General features: G+C 72.7%; 15 protein-coding genes and 1 tRNA gene. 2 read left to right on the top strand and 14 right to left on the bottom strand.

Annotation, left to right across the window (positions count from 1 at the left end; translation table 11 throughout):
* Positions 1 to 3 precede the first annotated feature (3 nt).
* From V5P93_RS17735 to V5P93_RS17705, 7 genes are all read right to left on the bottom strand, one after another.
* A complete protein-coding gene (locus tag V5P93_RS17735) occupies positions 4 to 147 on the bottom strand; it encodes a hypothetical protein (RefSeq protein ID WP_181043560.1) in 144 nt (47 codons plus the stop codon).
* Positions 147 to 689 carry a hypothetical protein gene (locus V5P93_RS17730; protein ID WP_104479940.1) on the bottom strand — a complete coding sequence of 181 codons (543 nt, stop codon included), beginning with the start codon at positions 687 to 689 and terminating at the stop codon, positions 147 to 149. The genes V5P93_RS17735 and V5P93_RS17730 overlap by 1 nt, the downstream gene beginning before the upstream one ends.
* Positions 661 to 1,131, bottom strand: coding sequence for a hypothetical protein (locus tag V5P93_RS17725; protein WP_104480011.1), 471 nt, complete (start codon positions 1,129 to 1,131; stop codon positions 661 to 663). Before V5P93_RS17725 ends, V5P93_RS17730 begins: the two co-directional genes overlap by 29 nt.
* On the bottom strand, positions 1,128 to 1,835 hold the full coding sequence (locus V5P93_RS17720; RefSeq protein WP_245931342.1) for a hypothetical protein: 708 nt from the start codon (positions 1,833 to 1,835) through the stop codon (positions 1,128 to 1,130). Before V5P93_RS17720 ends, V5P93_RS17725 begins: the two co-directional genes overlap by 4 nt.
* Before the next feature lie 103 nt (positions 1,836 to 1,938).
* Positions 1,939 to 3,519, bottom strand: a complete 1,581-nt coding sequence (locus V5P93_RS17715) for a selenocysteine-specific translation elongation factor (RefSeq protein ID WP_104479939.1) — start codon at positions 3,517 to 3,519, stop codon at positions 1,939 to 1,941.
* Complete coding sequence (gene selA, locus V5P93_RS17710) at positions 3,510 to 4,808, bottom strand: L-seryl-tRNA(Sec) selenium transferase (protein WP_104479938.1); 1,299 nt, start codon at positions 4,806 to 4,808, stop codon at positions 3,510 to 3,512. Before selA ends, V5P93_RS17715 begins: the two co-directional genes overlap by 10 nt.
* A 15-nt stretch (positions 4,809 to 4,823) precedes the next feature.
* A tRNA-Sec gene (locus tag V5P93_RS17705) sits at positions 4,824 to 4,918 on the bottom strand.
* Between the two features lie 34 nt (positions 4,919 to 4,952).
* Here V5P93_RS17705 and selD point away from each other — a divergent pair.
* Both selD and V5P93_RS17695 read left to right on the top strand, forming a co-directional pair.
* A complete protein-coding gene (selD, locus tag V5P93_RS17700; protein WP_104479937.1) occupies positions 4,953 to 5,936 on the top strand; it encodes a selenide, water dikinase SelD in 984 nt (327 codons plus the stop codon).
* Positions 5,937 to 6,030: 94 nt separating this feature from the next.
* Positions 6,031 to 6,741 (top strand): hypothetical protein, encoded by a 711-nt coding sequence (locus V5P93_RS17695; protein ID WP_104479936.1) that lies wholly within the window; start codon positions 6,031 to 6,033, stop codon positions 6,739 to 6,741.
* Between the two features lie 62 nt (positions 6,742 to 6,803).
* Here the strand turns inward: V5P93_RS17695 and V5P93_RS17690 are convergent, their stop codons facing one another.
* The 7 genes from V5P93_RS17690 to V5P93_RS17660 form a co-directional block, all read right to left on the bottom strand.
* The gene (locus V5P93_RS17690; RefSeq protein WP_146108075.1) at positions 6,804 to 7,709 is read right to left on the bottom strand and encodes a hypothetical protein; all 906 of its coding nucleotides are present in this window, start codon (positions 7,707 to 7,709) and stop codon (positions 6,804 to 6,806) included.
* A 168-nt stretch (positions 7,710 to 7,877) separates the two neighbouring features.
* Positions 7,878 to 8,147 carry a hypothetical protein gene (locus tag V5P93_RS17685; protein WP_104479934.1) on the bottom strand — a complete coding sequence of 90 codons (270 nt, stop codon included), beginning with the start codon at positions 8,145 to 8,147 and terminating at the stop codon, positions 7,878 to 7,880.
* 69 nt (positions 8,148 to 8,216) lie between these two features.
* Positions 8,217 to 12,404: a DUF11 domain-containing protein gene (locus V5P93_RS17680; protein ID WP_104479933.1), complete on the bottom strand. Its 4,188-nt coding sequence runs from the start codon at positions 12,402 to 12,404 to the stop codon at positions 8,217 to 8,219.
* Between the two features lie 313 nt (positions 12,405 to 12,717).
* On the bottom strand, positions 12,718 to 13,149 hold the full coding sequence (locus V5P93_RS17675) for a protein-tyrosine phosphatase family protein (RefSeq protein ID WP_104479932.1): 432 nt from the start codon (positions 13,147 to 13,149) through the stop codon (positions 12,718 to 12,720).
* Between the two features lie 2 nt (positions 13,150 to 13,151).
* The gene (locus V5P93_RS17670) at positions 13,152 to 14,867 is read right to left on the bottom strand and encodes a DUF6461 domain-containing protein (protein ID WP_104479931.1); all 1,716 of its coding nucleotides are present in this window, start codon (positions 14,865 to 14,867) and stop codon (positions 13,152 to 13,154) included.
* Between the two features lie 61 nt (positions 14,868 to 14,928).
* Positions 14,929 to 16,215, bottom strand: coding sequence for an O-acetylhomoserine aminocarboxypropyltransferase/cysteine synthase family protein (locus V5P93_RS17665; protein WP_104479930.1), 1,287 nt, complete (start codon positions 16,213 to 16,215; stop codon positions 14,929 to 14,931).
* Positions 16,212 to 17,225: an isopenicillin N synthase family oxygenase gene (locus V5P93_RS17660; RefSeq protein ID WP_104479929.1), complete on the bottom strand. Its 1,014-nt coding sequence runs from the start codon at positions 17,223 to 17,225 to the stop codon at positions 16,212 to 16,214. The genes V5P93_RS17665 and V5P93_RS17660 overlap by 4 nt, the downstream gene beginning before the upstream one ends.
* Between the last annotated feature and the right edge of the window lie 130 nt (positions 17,226 to 17,355).

Here is a 17,355-nt window from a genome sequence, read left to right as displayed (position 1 = left end):
GCTTCAAGTGGAGCCGGACGTGGCGAACCCGGCGGTGGCGCCGAGGAACAGCCACGACAGGAACCCGACGCCCAGCACCGCCGACGACGCGCCACCCAGGGTGGCGGCGAGCAACGCGCTCGCGAGCGCCAGCGGGTGCCAGGGCATCAGACGCGGGACCGGCAGATCGTGAGGTAGGTGAAGCCGGACTGGTCGGCGCCCCAGTAGGTGCTGAACCCGTCGGAGCAGCGGTAGACCTTGCCGTCCGGGGTGGTCCAGCGCCAGGCGTTCTTCATCGACGTGGTGCCGCAGGTCGTCGACACCGGCATGTGGTCGACCTGCACGTCACCGACGAGTTCGGTGCCGTACTTGTGCCACCCGGCCTCGCAGAAGTCGCTGCTGCGCCACGCACCGCCGACGCACGCGGCGTAGGCGTTGACGAACTCGCCGCCGGTGTCGGGGTCTTGGTCGTAGCCGCTGGGGTAGCCGTCGCGGCAGTCCGTGCGGTCCCAGCCCTGCAACGCGTTCGGCCCGGTCTCGGCCCGCGCGCGGCGGGGCAGCGCGAGGGTGGCCGAGCCGATGGTGGCCGCGCCCAGCGCGATCGCGCGGAGGACGGTCCGGCGCCTGCGCGGCCCCTTGAAGTCCTTGAGCACCCCGGTCCGGCCGGTCCCGGACTCGTGGTCAGGAATCCGATCGAGCGTCAACGCCATCGCGTACCCCCCATTCCGCAAGGATTTCGGCAACCTGGGTCTCCCGGACGGGCAGCGCCATCCGGCTCACCCGGCCGGTGCCGTCGACCAGCATCAGCACCGGGGGCGACAGGTGCGCGACACCGCGCCAGGCCTCCCGGTCGCGGACGACCTGCAAAGCCGTGTCCCAGGCCTCGGGCGACTCGTGGGTCAGCAGCACGCCGTCGCGCAGTTCGCGGGCGACCGCGACGCACAGCGGGCACCCCGAGTCCGCGGCCAGCACGACCCGACCCGCGAACCTGGGCCCCAGCACCAGGTCCGGGCGGGTCGCGGTGTAGCCGGCGGGATCGCGGGCGACGGCGGCGCGCAGCAGGCGCACCTCGCGCAGCACCGCGCCGAGCCCGAGGAACAGCAGGACGATGGCCGCCCACGTGATCACGTGGAAGGCGGTGATCGGGCTCATGCCTTCCGCCAGGCCACATCGATGCCGTCGAGCCAGTCGAGCCGCTCCCGCTCGGCGCGGGCGGTCGAGTCGGCGAACTGGACCTCGGCGACACCGGCCGCGCACCCCAGCAGGAACCCCTGGCCCGGCTTGCCGGATCGGCCAACGGGCAGCTGCACCTTCCAGACCTCGCCGTGGCGCGTCGGCGCGCCCGCGTGGTTCGGGACGTGGTCGCGGGTCTGGCGCGGGCCGGGCACGGCCACCGAACCGAAGTCCTTGACGGCCACGACCACGGACTCGCTCATGGCGTCGAGCAGGGTCATCGACCGCGCCGCGACCCGCATGCCCGCGGGGTCGTCGGTGACGCGCAACGAGTTGAACAGGGAGAACACCCGGTCGCGGCGCGGCGCGGGCCCGGCGAAGACGGTCATCAGCTCGTGGTAGTCGCCGAGCAGCGTGGCCATCGACGACTGCCCGTCGCGCGCTTCGGCGACCACGACCTCCCGGCCGTGCACCAGGAACCGGTCGGTCGTGGTGGCGGGCGCGACGTGGGTGGCGGCGAACTCGTGGTAGCCGCGCGACCCTATCTGGAAGCCCGTGCCGTAGGAACCGCCCGCGAACCGGACGGACGCGGCCACGCTCGACACGGGTCCCACGTCCGGCATCACCAGGGACAGGCGCGAACCACTGGGGGCGACGAGGTCCAGGCGCAACGGCGTGCTCACGCGAAGTGACGCTAGAGCAACGACCAGCCGTGATCAACCGGTTCGGCCGGGATTCCGCTTCACACAACGGTTTTCCGCCGACGGACCCGACTGCGGTTCACATTCACGTCCGCGCGCGGAGCCGCCGGGTGTTGTCCGACAGCCGGGTCGTCACGCCCGCGGCATCGAGGAAGTCCAACAGCGCCAACGCGATCCGTCGATTGGTGCCGAGCGCCTGTCGGGCCTGGCTCGTGGTGAAGGGCTGCGCCAAGCCCGCCAACTCCACGGCGGCCGCTCCCGCCGCCGCGCTCGACAGCACGACGCCATCGGCCAATCGCAGCAACCGGCCCGCCCGGACGGCCGCCGCGACCTCGTCCCGACCGAGCCCGGTGACCGGTTGGAACGGTGTGACGGCTGCGAGATCGAGCGCTTTCCGCACCGATTCGGGCAATTCGACCTCGGGTCTCCCGGCGGCGGCGAGCAGCGGCGCGACGAGCCGGACATCCGGCAGCCGCAGCGCGCGGCGCAACGTCTCCAGCGGTGGACGCGGGTCCAGCGGGTGGTCCGCGCGCCACCCGGCCAGTTCGACACCGACCCGGTCGACGAGCGCACGCCAGGTGTCGGGGTCGGTGTGCCAATCGGCCGCCACCGGATCACCCGCGCGGCCCAACGCCTTCAGCTGGGCCGTGCGGTGGAAGGGCAGGCGGGCGAGGCGATCGAGGTCGACCGCGGTCGCGCCGACGATCCGACGGTTCCCCGGGTCGCGGACCAGCACCCGGTCACCCAGGCGCAGCGGCAGCGGGCGGGCCAGTACGAGCCTGCTCACACCGGTCCGGAGTGGATGGACGCGGGCCGGGACGGCGGCCGTGCCGAGGTGCGCGACGACCTGGCGGGGCAGTCCGGCCACGTCCAGGTCGACCACCCGGGTCGGCCACCAGGCGTCGCGGGTGTGCAGCGCGTCGCCGCGGCGCACGGCCGCGAGGTCCAGACCACGCAGGTTGACCGCCACCCGCGCCGCGGCCGCCACCTCGTCCCGAGGTGCGCCGAGGGCGCGCAGGCCCTTGATCCGGACGGTGTCGTCGCGCAGCACGAGTTCGTCGCCCACCCGCAGCGTCCCCGCCTGGAGGGTGCCGGTCACCACGGTTCCCGCGCCCGCCACGGTGAACGACCGGTCCACCCACAACCGGATATCCCCGTCCACAGCGGGCACCGGGAGTCCCGCCGCGAGCGCGTCCACCGCGGCCCGCACCTCGTCCAGGCCGCTGCCCGCGCCCGTCACCACCGACGGCACGGCGCCGAGCGAGGTCCGCGCGATCCGGTCCAGCGCCGTGCGGCGGATCGCGTCCGGGTCGGCGAGGTCGGCCCTCGTAACCACGAGCAGCCCGTGCCGCACGCCGAGGGCGTCCAGCGCCAGCAGGTGCTCCTCCGCCTGCGGCATCCACGGCGCGTCGGCCGCGACGACGAACAGCACCGCGGGCGCGGGGCCCACGCCCGCCAGCGTGTTCGACACGAACCGCTCGTGGCCCGGCACGTCGACGAACGCGACCTCCCCCGCGCGCGGCAGCGTGGTCCACGCGAAGCCCAGGTCGATGGTCAGGCCCCGGCGGCGCTCCTCGGCCCAGCGGTCGGGTTCCACGCCGGTCAGCCGCCGCACCAGCGTGGACTTGCCGTGGTCGACGTGGCCCGCGGTGGCGATCACGTGCACCGGAGCACGGCCTCCACCAGCGCCTCGTCGCCCGGGTGCGCGGGCACCGCGCGCAGGTCGAGCAGGCACCGCCCGCCCTCGACCCGCCCGACGACCGGTGTCCGGTCCAGGCGCAGCGCCTCGGCGTAGCGGTGCGGCAGGCTCACCGCCGCGCTGGGGAACTCCACCCCGGGCGCTCCCCCGCCGCCGATGACCGACACCGACGGCACGGCCCGCGCGTCGACCCCGCGCGCCACCAGCTGTCGTGACATCTCTTCGGCTCTGGCCCGCAGGTCCGGTTCGCGAGCCGCCACGGCCTCCGCGACGGGTGTGCGCGGGTCCAGCAGGGTCGCCTCCAGCGCGGCCAGGGTCAGCTTGTCCACCCGCAGCGCCCGCGCCGACGGGTGCCTGCGCAGCCGGGTGACCAGACCGGCGTCCCCGAGCAGCAGCCCGGCCTGCGGCCCGCCGAGGAGCTTGTCGGCGCTGGCGGTGACCAGCGCGGCGCCCGCCCGCAGCGCGGAGGCGGCGTCCGGTTCGTCGGGGAGCAGCGGGTGCGGGGTGAGCAGGCCCGAGCCGATGTCGACCACCAGCGGCACGCCCAGGTCGGTCAGCTCCGCGAGGTCGGGGGCGGAGGTGAAGCCGGTGACGCGGTAGTTGGAGGGGTGCACGCGCAGGATGAACCCGGTCCGGTCGCCCACCGCGTCGGCGAAGTCCCGCGCGGTGGTCCGATTGGTCGTGCCGACCTCGCGCAGCCGCGCGCCCGTGGACTCCAGCAGGTCGGGGATGCGGAACCCGTCGCCGATCTCGACGAGCTCGCCCCGGCTGATGACGATCTCCCGGCCCTGGGCCAGCACCAGCGCGCACAGCAGCAGCGCGGCGGCGTTGTTGTTGACCACGTGGACGTCGCCCGCGTCCGGCACGGCCCGGCGCAGCGCGTGCAGCGCCGATTCCCCGCGGGGGTGCCGTTTGCCGCTCGCGAGGTCGAACTCGACGTCGGTGTACCCGGCCGCCTGGCCCACGGCGAGGATCGCGGCGCTCGACAGCGGAGCCCGACCCAGGTTGGTGTGGACCACGACACCGGTCGCGTTGAGCACCTCGACCGGTCCGCGCGGCAGGTGCGCCAAGGCCAGCTGCACCACGAGGTCGGGGTCGCTCCACCAGGCCGGGTCGGCCGCCTCGCGGATCCGCTGCTGCGCGGCGGCGACCGCGGCCTTCACCGTGGCGCGGCCGAGCCTGCGCAGCGGGTCGACCAGACGCGGGTCGGCGAGGACGGTGTCCGTGCGGGGGATGGTGCGCCTGGGGTCGGTCACGCGGCACGCCTCTCGTGGCGGAGGCGGACGGGAATCGAACCCGCCAGCGGCGGGACCCGCCGCTCAACGGTGTTGAAGACCGCGCCGGCCACCAGGCCGGGTACGCCTCCCCGGAACACGCGGTGATCATGGCACACTGCGCCGGTGACCCAGCGGCTGACCCAGTACGCCCACGGCGGCGGCTGCGCCTGCAAACTCCCGCCCGGCGAGTTGGAGCGGGTCGTGTCCGGCCTCGCCCGGACCCCGCGCGACGCCGACCTGCTCGTCGGACTCGACACCGGCGACGACGCGGCGGTGGTGCGCATCGCGCCGGACCTCGCCCTGGTGGCCACAACGGACTTCTTCACCCCGGTCGTCGACGACCCGTACGACTGGGGCCGCATCGCCGCCGCCAACGCGCTCTCGGACGTCTACGCCATGGGCGGCACACCCGTGGTGGCGCTGAACCTGCTCGGCTGGCCGCGTGACGTGCTGCCGTTGGAACTGGTCGAGGAAGTGTTGCGCGGCGGTCTCGACGTCACCGCCGAGGCGGGCTGCCACCTGGCGGGCGGGCACAGCGTGGACGACCCGGAACCCAAGTACGGGCTCGCGGTCACCGGCACGATCGATCCCGCGCGGATCATGCGCAACAGCGGGGGCACCGCCGGGGTGCCGCTGTCGCTGACGAAACCGTTGGGGCTGGGCGTGCTGAACAACCGGCACAAGGCGACGGGCGAGGTGTTCCCGGAGGCCGTCGCGGTGATGACGACGCTGAACCGCGACGCCGCGCGGGCCGCCGTCGCCGCCGGGGTCACGTGCGCGACCGACGTCACCGGTTTCGGGCTGTTGGGCCACCTGCACAAGCTGGCCCGCGCCAGCGGCGTGACCGCCGTGGTCGACGCGGCCGCGGTGCCCTATGTGGACGGTGCGCGGGCGGCGCTGCGGGACGGCTTCATCAGCGGCGGCGCGAGGCGGAACCTCGACTGGGTAAGGACGTCGGTCGACCTCGACGCGATCAGCCCCGACGAGGCACTGCTCCTGGCCGACGCGCAGACCTCCGGCGGCCTGCTCATCGCGGGCGAGATCCCCGGCGCCGTGGTCATCGGTGAACTGGTGCCCGACACCGGGCAAACCGTTCGCGTTCGCTAATTCCGCCGTGTCGTTTCGCGCGGGGCGCACCTAGTGTCCGAACCCGGTCCGCCGCTCACCGGCGGATTCTCGGACAACCACTGGGAGAGCCGAAGTGCCCGTCGTCCCCATCCTGCCGTGCGCGTCGATCGATGACGTGCAGGCGTTCTACACCGCGCTCGGCTTCGAGCTGACCTACCGCCAACTGCGGCCGAACCCGTGCCTCGGGGTGCGCCTCGACGACATCGACATACAGTTCGCGGCCATCCCCGGTTTCCACCCGGCCGACTCCTACGGCAGCTGCATCGTCGCCGTCCCCGACACCGCCGCGCTGCACGAGCGCTTCGCCGCGGGTCTGCGCGCCACCTACGGAAAGGTGCCGCTGGCGGGCATCCCGCGCATGACCCGACCCCGACCCCGCGAGAACGGTGGTGGCGGCGCGGGCTTCACCGTGATCGACCCGGGCGGCAACTGGATCCGGATCTTCCCGACCGGGCCCACCACCGCGACCACCGCCGCCCAAGGCAAACTCGCACAGGCACTGGAGAACGCCGTCGTCCAAGCCGACAGCCGCGGCGACCTACCCCAAGCCGCCAAGATCCTCGACGGCGCCCTGGCCCGCGACCCGGACGCCCCCGTGACCGACCGGGTCGAGGCCCTCGCCTACCGCGCCGAAGTGGCCATCTCCCTGGGCGACCCGGCGAAAGCGGCCACGGTGGTCGCCGAAATCGACCGGATCCCGTTGACACCGGAGCTACGGGACCGGCTGGCCACCACCTTGACCGCGGTCGAGGACCTGCGCCGGGACAACGCGCTACCGAACTGATTGTTCGTCGGAGAAGGAATTCTGTCGCCGACAAACAATCACGCCCGACCGGCGCCCGCGACCTATCGGTTCCGATCGGTGAGCCGGTGGAACGGCACCGGCGGCGCGGGCGGCGTCCCGTAGGTCGCCTGGGAGGACACGTGGGTGACCCCCGGGACGGCCGCCCACTGCCGGGCCTCGGCGGCGTTCATGGCGATCGCGATGACCCGCCGGTGCCCGGCGTTCCCGTACGGCCTGGCCGCGAGTGCCCTGTGGTACTCGCTGGTCGGCTTGTGGTGCTCGAGGCTGATGCCGTCGACGTAGCGCTCGGCGGCCGTACCCGCGGCGTAGTCCCAGATGTTGTTGTTGACGATGATGAACCGCGGGTTGATCGCCCGGCGGCTCGCGTCGAGCCTGCGGACCAGGTCGACGTTCCCCGCCGTCCAGAGCTGCTGCTCGGACTTGGACCAGGAATCCCAGTCGGCGAGCTTCGACCACGTCCGCGCGCCCACGACGTCGAGGTAGACGCCGTCGACCTTGTCCTCGCGCATCAGGTTCTCGATGTAGGCCACGACGTGGTTGCTCCACGCCAACCCGGCCCGGATGTCGGTCATGTGCGTCTTCGGCCAGTTCACCCGTTGCCCGTAGGAGGGATAGGGCCACAGCGCCGTCTTCGACAGGTCGCCGCCGTAGAAGGCGGTGTCAGCAGCGCAAACCGGGGCATCCGGCCGCTCGGTCGGCGCCAGGTAGGCCAACACCTCGGCGCCACCCGCCCGAGCCGCGGCGAATGCCGGGTCGTATCGGTTGCACCGCCCGGTGACCACCATGCCGGTCGGCTTCCCGTAGGGCGCCACACCGGAGGCGTTGTCGTAGGCGAGTCCGAGCGGGTTCGCAGGCTCCGCCACTCGGGGCGCAGCGACCGCGACCGGCGGCAACCCACCGACCACGACCGCGAACAGGGCGAACAACGACAGGGATAACCGTCGCATCAACTTGTCTCCTCGGTAGGGATGTCCCATTTCCGCCGACACATCCGACGGCCGGAATCGGATGCGGACGCTCCACCATGCCAGGCATCGCGAACACAACGGAATACCCTCGCCGAAATTCGAGTGAAGCGAAGTGGTTCCCACCAATGGACGAGTTTGGGATCTGGTTCATTGACCGGAATGGCCCGCGATTCGCACCAGGCGATCGGTCGCGACGTCGTATCCGATCAGGGGGCGGTCGCGTGCGTTCTCCAGGGTGAGCACCACGGGCTTGCCCAGCCGGCGGCCGACCGCGCGGAGGAAGCGGCAGACGGCGTCCAGCGCGCTCTGCCCCCGCGGCTCCTCGGGCGAGACGTCGACCTCGATCTCGTCGGTGCGGAAGAAGCGGACATGCGCCGACAGCTCCGGCGCCACCCTGATCCGCAGCAGGATGCCCACACGCGAGTGGGCCTTGCGGAACGGATTCCGCAAGGCCCACTCGTCGTCCGGTCAGGACATCAGGTCACGTCAGGACTCCCGGCGCCTGCTGCGGGCGCCGAAGGCCATCAGGCCGCCGACGAGGACCAGCATGATGCTCCAGCCCAGCGTGGTCACGGGGTCGCCCGCGCCGGTGTTGGCCAGGCCCGCGCCACCGCTGGTGTCCGCCGCCATGACGGCGTCCGGGGTGTCGCCACCCTGGACGTCCGGCTGGTCGGCCGGGACGTCCGCCTCGGACGGCGGCGACTGGACCGCGTCGCCGTCACCGGTGACCCCGGTGGCGGTCGCCACGTTGTGCACGTTGCCCGCGTCGACGTCCGCCGCGGTCACCACGTACGGCGGCGCCGCGCAGGTGACCGACTCGGTGGCGGCCAGCGTGGTGGTCGGGCAGACCACCCCGTCGACCAGGACGTCGCTCACCTGGATGTTCTCCAGGTCGACCGTGCCCACGTTGGTCACCAGGAACGTGTAGTTGATGACCTCGCCCTCGTCGGCCAGGCCGTCGCCGTCCTCGTCCTGCAGCGCGGCGGTCTTCACCAGGGCCAACTGCGGTTCGTCACCGGCCTGGTTCGGGTCCTCGCCGCCGGTGACGAACTCGGTGGTCGGCACGTCGCGGGTGACCGGCGGGGTGGTGACCCGGCCGCCGGTGCCCGGGGGCTGCCCGGACCCGGTCGCGATGTTGCGGACGACGCCGAACGCGATGTCGTCGTCGTTGACCACGTACGGCTCGTCGGCCGCGCAGGTGATCGTCTCACCCGGCTCCAGCGGACCGCTCGGGCAGGTCACGGCCCCGGCCTTCGGGTCGTCGATCCGCAGGTCGGTCAGCGTCACGTTGCCCGTGTTGGTCAGCGTGAACGAGTAGGTGATCGTCTCGCCGATGCCCGCGAGCTCGTCGCCGTCCTCGTCGTTCAGCGCGGCCTTCTTGTCGATCGCCAGGCCCGGGTTGGCCACCGGCACCTCGGCGGTCGCCGGGGGCGTGCGCAGCGGCGGCCGGTTCGGCGGGGTGCCGAAGCCGGTGGCGATGTTGCGCACGATCTCGGCCAGCACGTCGGCCTGGGTGATCGCGTACGGGTCGTCGGCCGTGCAGATCGTCGACGCGCCCGGGGCCAGGGTGGCGACCGGGCAGGTCACCGCCCCCGCCTTCGGGTCGTCGACGCCGATGGCGCTGAGCGTCAGGTTGCCGGTGTTGGTCAGGGTGAACGAGTAGTTGATCAGCTCACCCAGGTTGCCCAGGTCGTTGGCGTCCTGGTCCTGCAGGTCGGCGACCTTGGTCAGGGTCAGGCCCGGCGCGGGCGCGGCGGTCGGGGTCTCCGTCGAGTCCGGCGGCGACTGCACCTCCGGCGCGTTCGGGTCGTCGCCCAGCTGACCGATGGCCACCGCGGTGTTGTCCACCGACCCGGCCAGGATGTCCGCCTCGGTGATCACGTGGGGGGTGACCGCCGCGCAGGTCGTCACGGCGAGCACCGCGAGCGTCTCGTCCTCGCACGCCACGGAGCCCGCGGTCGGGTCCTGGATGCGCACGTTGGTCAGCACCTGGTTGCCGTTGTTGACCACCAGGAACGTCCACCGGATCTGCTCCCCGAGGTCACCGAGGCCGTTGCCGTTGGTGTCCACCAGCCCGGCGATCTTGTCCAGCGCCAGCGCCGGGATCGCCACGTAGGTCGGGGTGTTGGTGCGCGACTCCGGCGAGGTCACCGGAGCGCCGCCCGGCGCGGTGCCGGTCGCGGTGGCCCGGTTGACCACCTCGGCGGCGGCCACGTCGGCCGCGGTCGTCACGTACGGCGCGGTGGACACGCAGGTGACGTTCTCCTGCGGGGCCAGCGTCGTGCGCGGGCAGTTGGTGCCCGCGAGCAGCCCGTCCTGGATGGCCAGGCCGGTCACCACGACGTTGCCGGTGTTGGTCACCGCGAAGGTGTAGTCGATCTCCTCACCCTCGTCGGCCAGCCCGTTGCCGTTGGTGTCCTCGAGCGCGTCCTCCTTGACCAGGGTCAGCACCGGGTTCGGGTCGAAGGTCGGCACGTTCGCCGTCACCGGCGCGGACTCCACGCGGGTGCCGTCGGGGGCCGTGCCGAGCGCGGTGGCCGCGGTGATGACCGCGCCCGCGTCCACGTCGGCCTGGGTGATGACGTAGAGCGCGCGCTCGCAGTCCGAACTCGCGCCGCCCGCCAGCAGCGGCACCGGGCAGCCGGTCTCCGGGATCCCGGTGATCGAGCCGCGGATGATGACGTCGGTCAGCGCCACGTTGCCGGTGTTGGTGGTCGTGGCCCGGAACCGCACGGACTCGCCGAGGTCGCCGAGGCCGTTGCCGTTGGTGTCGATCAGCTGGGCGGTGTAGGCCAGCCGGATCGACGGCGCCGCGACGAACACCGGGGTGCTGGTCACGACCGGCGGGGAGAGCACGACCACGCCACCGGCGCCGGTGCCCCGCGCGCGGGCGGTGCGGCTGACCGCGCCCGCCGCGCCGTCCTGGGCGGTGACGACGTACGGGAACGCCTGCACGCACTCGTGGGACTCACCGGGCGCCAGGCTCAGGTTCGCCGGGCAGCCCGCGGGGGTCGAGGCGCCGGTGACGACCTCGACGTCCACACCGGTCAGCGCGACGTTCCCGGTGTTGGTGATGGCGGAGCTGTACCGCAGCGTCTCCCCCACCTGCACCAGGCCGTCGCCGTTGGCGTCGCCCGGGGTCACGGTCTGCACGAGCACCAGCGCCGGGCGCGGCTGGAAGGTCGGGGTCGTGCTGGTCGACACCGGCGAGGTGACCACGGTGCCGCCGGGGGCGGTGCCGGTCACGGTCGCGGTGCGGCCGACGGACCCGTTCACCGCGTCCTGCTGGGTGATGACGTAGTCCGGGACCTGCGTGCACACCACGGTGTCGTTGGGCTGCAGCGCGGTGACCACGCCCGCGCACGCGTTGCCCGGGAAGTCCGGGTCGAGGACGGTGATGTTGGTCAGCGCGACGTTGCCGTCGTTGCTCACCTCGAAGGTGAAGTGGATCTGCTCGCCGACGTCGCCGAGGCCGTTGCCGTTGGTGTCGACCAGCCGCGCCACCCGCACCAGCTGGATGCCGGGCGCCGCCGCGAAGGTCGGCACGTTCGTCGTGGACACCCCGGAGTCGACCGCGGCGCCGCTCGGCGCGGCGGCGCGGGCGGAGGTCGTGGTGACGACCTGGCCCGCGGTGACGTCCGCGGCGGTGATGACGTGGTCGGGCACGGTGCAGGTGGTGTTGCCGTTGAGCGGCACCGTGGTCGCACCGCAGCTGATCGGGGCGCCGTTGTGCGTCGCGACCAGGGAGAACAGGGTGACGTTGCCGGAGTTGCGGGCCACCACGTCGTAGGTGATGCGCTCGCCCGCGTCGCCGACGTTGTTGCCGTTGGTGTCCACGAGGTGCGAGTTCGCCTGGAGGCCCAGCCCGGGGGCCGGGGTGGCGGTGGTGGTCACCGACGTCACGGAGTCGTTGGCCGGGTTGCCGTCGGTGTCGCCCGCGGCCGGTGCCACGGTCAACGCGGTGACCAGCGGGAAGTCGAACGGCACCGGGGTGGTGCCGTTGATGGTCACCGTGGCCGAGGCGCCCGCGGCCAGTGCGCCGCCCGCGCAGGTCACGGTGTTGCCCGCGGCCGAGCAGCCCGCGCCGCCGAGGCCGGTGACGCCCACCGGGACGGCGGCGGTGAGGACGAAGCCCGCGGCGGTGCCGGGGCCGTTGTTGGTCACGGTCGCGGTCCACGTGACGGCGCTGCCCGGGTCGGCGGCCTCGGGCGCGTAGACGCTCAGCGCGAGGTCGACCGCGGCGGCCGCGGCGCGCGCCCCGGCCTCGACCTGCGGCACGGCCTCGGGCGCCTGCTCGGCGGGCGCGCCGGGCTCGGTGGACCCGGGGGTCGACTCGGCGGGCTGCTCCGAAGTGGATCCGGTGGATCCGGTGGGTGCGGTGGATCCGGTGGGTGCGGTGGACTCCGCCGGGGGCGCAGGCTCCGACGGCGTGCCCGCCGGGTCGGACTGGGCCGGGTCGACCTGGGCGGGTGGCGAGTCCGGGGTTTGGCCGGTCTGCTCGGCGGCGGGGGTCGAGGTGGGCTCCTCGATGCCGGGGTCCGCCAGGACAGGGCCGCCCGTGGTCAGCAGGGCCGCGACGACCGCGACCGCCACGCCGATCCGGGCACCGGGTCTGCGATGGGGTGGTCGTGATCGTCTGCCGTCACCGTTGGTGGGGCTCTTCCACAATCGCATTCCACACCTCGCCACCTGGTCAGGTCCACTCCAGTTTTCGGAATGGTGGATTCAGAGGCTAGGGCGGATACCCCGCGAAAGGCGCGGGCAAGAACGGTTCGCCACCCGGAAGAGTGGCATAAAACCGGGAATCGTCTGCCCCTTCGGCACGGGCACTACCCCGGTTGAGCTCGAAACGGTGACGAAAGAATCACGAGAACGTCACGAGAAGCCGAAGGTTCTTCGTAATCGAAGCCTCCCGGAAGCAACGATAGTACACCGGATCGTGGGAGCGCGATACCGTAACGCTTTCAAGATCCACACGATCACGTGGTCAGGGGATGAACCGGCCAACGAACCGGCGCTGCCACGGGGTTTCCACCGCCCGGCGCGTGTAGTGCGCCCGCACGTAGGCCACGGCCCGGTCGGCGGGCACGCCGTCGACCACGGCCAAACAGGCGAGCGCGGTCCCGGTCCGCCCGAATCCGCCGCCGCACGCGATTTCCACGCGCTGCGATTCGGCCCGGGTCAACAACTCGCGCAGCACCTCGGGAAATCCGGCGCGATCGGTGGGCAACCAGAAGTCCGGCCACCGAACCCACCGGTGCTCCCATTCGATCCCGTCCGGCGCGCGGCCCAACAGGTAGAGCCCGAATTCGGGGTGCCGCCCCTCGGGGAGCGGGTTCCGCAACCCGCGACCGCGGACCAGCCTGCCCGACGGCAACCGCAGCACCCCCGTGCCCGCGGGCGACCACGTTTCCACCATTCCTACCCCCCAATCAGGTACGCCACATCGGCGTCCACGATCCGTTCCAGGTCCTCGGGCACCAGCGAGGTCCCCAGGAACCGGTCGACGATCAGCAGGCCCTTGGCGGTCCACGCCCGCGGGCCGCCGAAGTCCAAGCCCGCCAGCGCCGCCGCGACCTCGGGTTCCCCGCCTTGGCGCAGCTCCATGACCTCGCCTTGGAGCAGCAGTTCGCCGCCGCGCGCGAGACTGACCCTGGTCAGCGCGTTCACGTTCCAGAACATGCTCGCCGCTCGCCCGGCCCGGGAGAGCTCCCGGATCACCTCGGGCCTGCTGCCCTGGAACCCGTTGTCCTCCACGACGACAACCCGGTCGTCGCGCTCGACCAAGGCGAGCCACTGGTCCGTGTAGGTCTCATACATCCGGTCGACCGTGACCGGGTCGGCCGGGTCGGCGCCGAACGCGCGGATGACCTCGTCCCGCGAGAGCCCGTCGACCACGGTCACGGTCGCGCCGACCGAGATCCGCGACTCGGACACCCAAAGGTACCCCTGCTCGGGTCGCGCCTCGGGCGCGGGCTCGGGTTCGCCGCGCAGGCGGTGACCGAGACGGTCCGCGCGGGCGTGCACGACCGGCGCGCTGAACGGTTCCGCCCACACCGACACCTCGTAGTGCTCGTTGCGGTGCTGACCGTCCGGATCGGGGTCACGGCCGGCGGCGCACACGCGCACGCGGTAGTCACCGGGCCAGGGCGGTGTCGTGGACGGCCGGTGCGGACGACCCGACCACACGTCCACGTGCCTGCCGTAATGGTCGTCGGCGAGGATCGTGGCGCCGCCTGCCCGGGCGCTCCAGCTCACGTCCACGACCTCGTCCCAGAACTCGGTGCTCACCTCCGGGGCCTCGGCGAAGACGTGGAACATGGTGGTGACGGCGCCCTCCGCCTGGCCCGTGCGGATCACCACACCGCCGTCGACGGACTCGACCAGCCCGTTCTCCGCGAAGTCACCCGCCACCAGGTCCGACCCCTCGGTCAAGGCGATGACGTGGTCCCGGACGGGAGCGCGGCCGTGCGCCGAGCCGGGCAGCAGGTAGTCCGCCCGGGTGCGTTCCAGCACGGCCCGCTCGTAGGTCGCGGGCATCGGGCGGGCGCGCAGCAGCCCGACGGCCACGCCCAGCGCGACCGCGACGATCTCCGGTGTGCCACCCCCGAGTCCGCGCAGCACCGCGCTCGACACGGCCACGGCGGCCGCGAGGTGGGCTGCGCCGTGCGCGGCGGCGACCGCGGTCTCGTCACCTACGTCACCGACCACCAGCAAGGGTGCCACGCGCCCGTGCGCCGCCACGGCGGCCGCGGTCGACTCGATCAGGTCCAGCGCGCCCGGCCACCGGCCGCCCACCATCTGGATCGCCCGGCGCGCCTCGGACTCGCCGCCCATCGACAGGGTCAGGAAACTGGTGTACGCGGGTGGCACCAAGAGCTCCGCCACACTGGCGGGGGCGTTGAGAGCCAGGTGGTCGACTGCCAGCTCCAGCGCGCCGTGCAGCCGATCGACAACGGTGGCGGGCAACTCGTGCAGTTGTGCCGTGACGGCGTGCTGGTTCGAGTCCGAGCGCCAGGAAGGGCGCTCCGCGGTTCCCGCTCGGCCGAGTTCGGCGGCGGGCTTGGTCGGTATCACGGCTATGAGCGCGGGCAGGGCGTCGGCCACCGCGGCGGCGAGTTCGTCTACATCCCCCATGTGGTCATCCTGCCGGACCCGCGCGCGGGTCCGGCAGTCGACCCCGATTGTCCTCTGTGGACTAACTCGCCGCGAGCCCCGTTGCCAGGTCCCCGATGATGTCGTCGATTCCCTCCAGGCCGATGGAGAGGCGGACCAGTCCCGGTGTCACGCCGCTGATCACCTGTTGCTCCGGGGCGAGCAGGGCGTGGGTGGTGGAGGCGGGGTGGATGACGAGGCTGCGGACGTCGCCGATGTTGGCCAAGTGGCTGAACAAGTCGAGCCGGTCGACGAAGCGGAGCCCGGCGTCCAAGCCGCCCTTGAGGTCGAACGCCACGATCGCGCCGACCCCTTGCGGGAGATAGCGTTCGGCGTTGCCGTGCCAGGGACTCGTTGCCAGAGCGGCGTAGTGGACCTCCGACACCGCCGGGTGCTCGGCGAGCCACCGGGCGGCGGTCACCGCGTTGGCGGTGTGGCGGTCGAGGCGCAGGGACAGGGTCTCGATCCCGTTGAGGAGCAGGAAACTGCCCATGGGTGAGACCGCGGGTCCGAGGTCGCGCAGCAGCCTGGTGCGCAACCGCATGGCGTAGGCGAAGTCCGGGAACTCCTCGGCGAAGACGACGCCGTGGTAGGCGGGATCCGGACCGGTGAGACCGGGCCAGCGGGCGGGTTCGGCGGTGAAGTCGAAACGGCCGCCGTCGACCACGACGCCGCCGATGGCGGTGCCGTGTCCGGAGAGGAACTTGGTGGTGGAGTGCACGACGACGTCCGCGCCGTGTTCGAGCGGGCGGCACAGGTACGGCGTGGGCACGGTGTTGTCGACCACCAGCGGCACCCCGGCCCCGTGCGCGACCTCCGCGACGGCGGCGATGTCGAGGACGTTGCCGCGCGGGTTGCCGACGGTTTCCGCGTAGAGCGCCTTGGTCTCGGGGCGGAGGGCGGCGCGCCACTCGTCGAGGTCATCGGGGTCGCGGACGAAGGTCACGGCGACGCCGAAGTCGGCGAAGGTGTGCTCCAACAGGCCATGGCTGCCGCCGTAGAGGGACGCGGCGGACACGACGTGGTCGCCCGCGCGCGCGAGGTTGAACAGCGCCAACGCCGTCGCGGCCTGCCCGCTGGCCACGGCGACCGCCGCGACCCCGCCCTCGAGGTCGGCGACGCGCTCCTCCACCACGGCCGTGGTGGGGTTGGCGAGGCGGGTGTAGGCGTAGGACTCCAGGTCCCGCAACGCGAACACCTCGGCCGCGTGGCGCGCGTCGGTGAAGGTGAAGGACGTGGTCTGGTGGATGGGCGTGGCGCGCGCCCCGGTCGTCGGGTCGGGCCGCGCCCCGGCGTGCACCTGCCTGGTGGTGAAACCCCACTCGCTCACGCGCGCTCCGCCTGCACGTCGGCCCACCAGCGCTGGGCCACCTTCGGGTGCGACCGCAGCCAGCCGACCAGCGCGTTCTCCCCGAACGCCGCCAGCAGCGGGTTGTCGGCGTCCTGGCTGACCCCGCGCGCCTGCCCGGCGAGGTCCGCCGGGAGCTCGATGGCCTCGACGACCGCGTCCAGCCGGGGGCTGAGGAAGTACGGGATCGAGTACCGGTCCACGCCGACGGCCGGGCTCACCACCCGGTGCCGGGTCGCCACCAGGTAGCCCCGGGTCGCGATCTCCAGCATCTCGCCGATGTTGACCACGAACGTGCCGGGGACGGGGGTGGCGTCGATCCAGCCGCCGTCGGAGTCCTGGACCTGGAGTCCACCTATGTCGTCCTGCTGGAGCAGCGCCAGGTACCCGTAGTCCTTGTGCGCGCCGACCCCCTGGTCGACCTCCGGCGCCGCCCGCCCCGGGTACCGCACGACCTTGGTGTGCGAGGCGGCCTCCTCGTCGAACCACCGGTCGAAGTACGCCTCGTCCTGCCCCAGCACCAGGGCCAGCGCCCGCAGCAGCTCCCGGCTGATCCGCAGCGCCTCCGCCTGCCAGCGGAGCACGGTCTCCCGCAGCTCGGGCAGCGCGGCGGGCCACTGGTTGGGCCCGACCAGCCGCTGCCACACCGGGTCGGACGGCCCGAGTTCGAGCGCCGCCCGCTCGGGCCCGATGTCGAGCTGCTCCCGCCAGTCCGCCACCCCGTTCGTCAACTCCTGCCCGGTCCGCGTGTACCCCCGGAACTGCGGCGAGTTGACGTTCTCGATGGCCAACCGGTCCTCGACCGGCAACGCGAAGAACGCCCGCGCGACGGCGAAGACCCCGTCCACCACCTCATCGGGCATCCCGTGCCCGGTGACGTAGAAGAACCCGACGTGGTGCGCCGCGTGCCGGAGTTCGTCGAGGAACGCCGCGCGGTCCTCGGGGGCGGCGCGGAAGCGGGAGAGGTCCAGGACCGGGAGCGCGGGGGTCACGTCAGCAGCCTAGGGCGGTCGGTCGTCGTTCCCACATCCCGGACTACTCCCCCGAATGGCTGATTCGGCCCGCCGTGCCACCGGCTTCGCACATTTCGACAATCGCGTTTGTGGATTACTGGCCGAAAAT

Source organism: Actinokineospora auranticolor (assembly GCF_041897805.1).
GTDB classification, from domain to species: Bacteria; Actinomycetota; Actinomycetes; order Mycobacteriales; family Pseudonocardiaceae; genus Actinokineospora; species Actinokineospora auranticolor.
Note: the sequence above shows the minus strand (reverse complement) of the source record. Positions and strands in the feature narration are given on the sequence as shown.